Source organism: Streptomyces sp. NPDC060209, assembly GCF_042728155.1.
Taxonomy (GTDB): Bacteria; Actinomycetota; Actinomycetes; order Streptomycetales; family Streptomycetaceae; genus Streptomyces.
In genome coordinates this window covers 1-1,669 of sequence record NZ_JBHWZS010000566.1, presented here as the reverse complement: position 1 = coordinate 1,669, position 1,669 = coordinate 1, and the positions used below count along the sequence as shown (strand labels likewise).

Sequence of the window (1,669 nt, the reverse complement as noted above, 5' to 3'; positions counted from 1 at the left end):
GCCCTCCGCTGTCAGCTCCGGCCGGCGACGGCGGGCCGCACCGCGGTGCGTTCGGGCGCGGCCCGTCCCGGCCGCACCGCCCCGCCCCGGGGGGCCCGGGGCGGGCGGCGCTGCGTGCTGCCGCCCGGTTCCAGCGGCTCCAGGGCATCCCCCGCGCCCGCGAGGCCCACCGTGAGGAGTTCGGCCTCGAAACCCGCCAGCCGGGCCAGGAACTGCCTGGTCGGCGCAGTCAGGTCCGTCCCGCGCGAACTGCGCAGCAACAGACCGGCCCCCAGCCGGAGTTCAAGTCGGTGGATGCGCCGGGTGAGAGCCGACTGGCTGATGGAGAGAACAGCCGCGGCTCGGTTGATGCTGCCGTGGTCGGCCACCGCGTGCAGCAGATGAAGGTCTTCCACATCGACCTGGACCGACTCGTCGGGCAGGGCCGGTGGGGCTTGGAGGCTGCGCGCGGCGGCGTCGGTGCGCCGCTCCAGCGCCGCCCGCTGCCCGCGCAGCCAGTCGGCCCACCACGGATCGCGCAGCATGTCTCCGTGCTGCTCGGCGAACCGGCTCAGGCAGCGGGCCGTGAGCAGCGCGGCCAGCTGCTCGGCCAGGGCAGAGGGGACGACCGCGGGATCGACGAGCAGGCCGGCGGCCCGCCTGGGCCGCTCCACCAGGGAGCGGCGCACCAGCGAGGGTGAGAACACGGCCGGGCAGGCGGGGGATCCGAGCCCGATGGCGTCACCGCGCCGCAGCATCCCCCGGGCCACCGATGCCCCGGTGACCTGGATGCGGGCGGGCGGGGTGAGCCCGGCCGCCTGGTAGACCCGGCTCACCAGGACCTCCGCCTGAGGACCGGCCTCCGACACCCAGTGGTCCTCGCGCAGATCGGCGAGGGAGACCGTGTCACGTCCCGCCAGCGGGTGCCCCAGAGGCAGCGTCACCCATAGCGGGTCGTCCAGGACGTCGTACGTGCGCACGGTGCGGTCCACCGCGTGCGAGAGGGCGCTCAGGCCCCATGTGTGCGCGGCGTCCACCCGGTATCCGGCGAGCTGCCGGAGCACCTGGCGGGGTGTGTCGTGACTGACCGACAGGAGGACGCCGAGGGTGTCGGCCGCGTCCTCGACCAGATCCTCCATCAGGGGCTCGGCGGTCGCGATGTTCAGGATGCGGGGCGCGTTCAGGGCCTCGGTGCCGCGCCCGTAGATCTCGGTCTGCACGGCCTGGTCGACCTGGCGGAAGAACCGCCGGCCGGCGACGAGCACCCGGGCGCCGGCCGAGCTCAGTCGGGCGGTACGGGCGTCGCGAAGCGTCAGCCGCAGTCCGGTGGCCTGGTCCAGCCGGTCGAGCCGCCGCTGGGCGGCCGGCGCCCTCAGCCCCGCCCTGCGGGCGGCTTCGGCGAGGTCACCGCACTGTCCGATCGCATCCAGCAGCCGCAGATCCGCACGGGAGAAGGGCAACCGCGTCAACCGGTCGGGAACGGAGGGCACATGTATCGCAGAAGGCACGGACGGCTTCCTTACGGTTATGGATGACGCCTCTTCTTCACCTGTGACGGCCTGTCGCGGCTCACGTTAGGCAGGCGTTCTCTTCTCTCGCTCCTCTCGCCGGAAGCGGCCCCGGACAGGGCGGACGGCGGGCACCGCGCAGTGCGGTGCAGCTGGACGGTGGCCGCTTCGCGACCTCCGAC

Annotated in this window: 1 protein-coding gene; it reads right to left on the bottom strand. The window is 74.1% G+C overall.

All coding sequences use genetic code 11. The features are described from left to right. Window positions 1–11: 11 nt before the first annotated feature. The gene (locus ACFWFI_RS42605; protein WP_387401330.1) at window positions 12–1,487 is read right to left on the bottom strand and encodes a LysR family transcriptional regulator; all 1,476 of its coding nucleotides are present in this window, start codon (window positions 1,485–1,487) and stop codon (window positions 12–14) included. Between the last annotated feature and the right edge of the window lie 182 nt (window positions 1,488–1,669).